Origin of the sequence: Pedobacter sp. (assembly GCF_041645105.1) — a bacterium.
GTDB lineage: Bacteria > Bacteroidota > Bacteroidia > Sphingobacteriales > Sphingobacteriaceae > Pedobacter.
Genome location: NZ_JBAZQQ010000024.1, coordinates 1 through 3017, shown reverse-complemented (window position 1 = coordinate 3017; position 3017 = coordinate 1). Strand labels below are relative to the sequence as shown.

At 40.8% G+C, this 3017-nt stretch carries 2 protein-coding genes; both read left to right on the top strand.

Annotated features, from left to right (window positions below; all coding sequences use genetic code 11):
- Window positions 1-386 precede the first annotated feature (386 nt).
- Window positions 387-1913, top strand: a complete 1527-nt coding sequence (gene istA, locus WC623_RS24810) for an IS21 family transposase (RefSeq protein WP_372856285.1) — start codon at window positions 387-389, stop codon at window positions 1911-1913.
- 172 nt (window positions 1914-2085) lie between these two features.
- Window positions 2086-2853: an IS21-like element helper ATPase IstB gene (gene istB, locus WC623_RS24805; RefSeq protein ID WP_372856283.1), complete on the top strand. Its 768-nt coding sequence runs from the start codon at window positions 2086-2088 to the stop codon at window positions 2851-2853.
- Window positions 2854-3017 lie beyond the last annotated feature (164 nt).

Sequence of the window (3017 nt, the reverse complement as noted above, 5' to 3'; positions counted from 1 at the left end):
ATTTTTTGCATGGTTTATATAAATATATTCTGATTACCTTGTAATTGTAGGCTTTAGCCTGCGTTCATGAGGCAGCAGATACATTAAAAACGCGGGCTTACGTCCTGCGTGCATATTCGCATCGCACCCGATCACCTGTTCGCATAACACCCGATCACTGATTCGCATGACACCCGATCAGCGATTCGCATCACACTCGATCACCTATTCGCATGACACTCGATCACTCATCGAGCAGTCATTCGCATGACACCCGATCACTAAGTTCTAAGTTTTTCTAAGCTTAACCTCATATTTTACAAATTTTACAAAAATTTTCTTTTAAATCATTAAGCTACATCTCTTATTAATAAATTAAGAGGTGAACGATGAGCGAGAGGTTATCTATGAGAAAAATTAGAGAAATATTGCGTTTAAAATGGGAATTGAAATGCGGGAATCGAACAATAGCAACTAGCGTTGGAGTAAGCAGTAGCACGGTCAGTGATTGTTTAAAGCGGGCTGAAAGAGCGAAGCTGGTGTGGCCATTACCTGTTGAAGGTTACAATGATGAGCAGCTTGAGAAGCTGCTTTATTTACCAATACACAACAAAGCGCCAGAAGGTTGCGTTACAGATTGGACTCACGTGCATAATGAACTAAAGCGCAAAGGAGTTACATTACAGTTGTTGTGGGGTGAGCATCAGGCGCAGTATGCGCAGGGTTTAAGCTATAGCCAGTATTGCAGGAATTATCGAGTTTGGCGTGGACAGTTAGATGTATGCATGCGTCAAAATTACAAAGCTGGCGAAAAGCTGTTTGTTGATTATGCAGGGATGACAATGCCGATTGTGGCTGATACCACTACTGGTGAGGTTCAGGAAGCGCAAATTTTTGTAGCGGTACTGGGAGCATCAAATTACACATTCACTGAGGCAACCATGAGCCAAGCGCTGCCTGATTGGATCGCATCGCATGTTAGGGCATTTAATTTTTTTGGTGGAGTAAGTGAAATTCTGATCCCTGATAATCTTAAATCCGGAGTAACTAAGCCACATCGTTATGAACCGGATTTAAATCCTACTTATTGCGATATGGCAAATCATTATGGGATAGCAGTTATTCCAACGAGGGTAAGTTCTCCCCGGGACAAAGCTAAAGTTGAAGAGGCGGTGCAAAACGTAGAAAGATTTATTTTAGCGAAATTACGCAATCGAACTTTTTTTAATTTGTACGAACTAAATGAAGCAATAGATACTTTGCTCGAAGAGTTAAATCGAAAGCCCTTTCAAAAGTTGCCGGGATCTCGTCTTAGTCAGTTTGAAGCTATGGAAAAGCCTGCTTTAAAACCATTGCCGCAAACAGTTTATGTTTTTGCCGAATGGAAGAAAGCCAAAGCCGGCATTGATTATCACATTGCTTTGGATGCTCATTATTACAGCGTGCCTTATACGCTGATTAGCAAGACGTTAGATGTTCGTTATACGAGCGGTACGGTGGAGATTTTTTACCAGGGCAAGCGAGTTGCCTCACATCGCAGACAGTATCAAAAAGGAGGGTTTACGACGGTATTAGAGCACATGCCTAAAGCTCATCAGGAATACGCCAAATGGACGCCGGAGCGAATTATCAGGTGGGCTGGAGACAGCGGTAAAGCAACTGCAAACTTAGTAGAAAAGATTATTGAGTCCCGCTGTCATCCGCAACAGGGTTTTCGTTCTTGTCTTGGGATCATGAGGTTGGGAGAAAGTTATGGCAAAGATCGTTTGGAAAATGCATGTAAAAGGGCATTAGCGCTTGGAGCTTATAGTTATAAAAACGTGTTCTCAATTTTGCAAAATAACTTAGATCTATCGCCACTATCCGAGCCAATCAAAACTCACGTAACTGAACAACATCATGAATATGTGCGCGGAGGTGATTATTTTGAATAGAAGAAATAGTGGAATGTGTGGACAAGCCATGGACGAAATGTGGATAACATCCCTGTTATCCACATTATCGCCCACAGCTTGCCCACACATGCTTTGTTTTGTTGCAACAATAATTTTTTGTTTTTTTGTTTTTTTGTTCTTTTATTTTTTTAACTTTATTTAGGAGAAGAAAATGTTATTACACCAAACTGTAGATAAATTACAAAGCCTAAAATTACTTGGCATGGCTAAAGCGCTGGCTGAGCAAATGGCGCAATCTGATATTGACTCTCTCAGCTTTGATGAACGACTGGGGTTTCTGATCGATCGTGAAGCAACCGAAAGAGACAGTCGAAGATTAAAGACGAGATTGGCTAAAGCCAAATTAAAGCAAACCGCCACTATGGAAGATATTGACTATCAGCAACCGCGTGGTCTCGATAAGTCATTAATAAGGCAATTAGCAAATTGTGACTGGATAAAAGACCATCGCAACGTTTTAATTGTAGGTCCTACCGGTACTGGAAAAACTTACCTTGCTTGTGCATTGGCGCACAAAGCTTGCTTAGAAGGTTGTAGTGCTTATTATGCACGTTTACCTAGATTGTTGCCGGAGTTGGTCATTAGCAAAGGTGATGGTAGCTATATGAAGCGTCTCAATGAATTAGCAAAAATCGATTTACTAATTTTAGATGATTGGGGTTTAATTACTTTGAATGCGGATCACCGTAGAGACCTATTAGAAATATTGGATGATCGGCATGGTCGCAAATCTACTATTGTCACTAGCCAGATACCGATTAAACTTTGGCACGAAATTATTAATGACAGTACTTTAGCTGACGCAATTTTAGATCGTTTAATCCACAATGCTTACCGGGTCGAAATGAAAGGCGAATCCATGAGAAAAATTAAAGGGCAAAAAGATCAAAAATTATTGGCTAAAAAGGAGGGGAAATAGTATAAGTTTACAAAAGTGAGGTTAGCTTAATGCGTGATCGGGTGTTATGCGAATGACTGATCGGGTAAAATGCGAATCACTGATCGGATGAAATGCGAACAGGTGATCGGGTAAAATGCGAATGAGTGATCGAGTGCGTGCGAATAAGCAAGCGAAATGAGAGA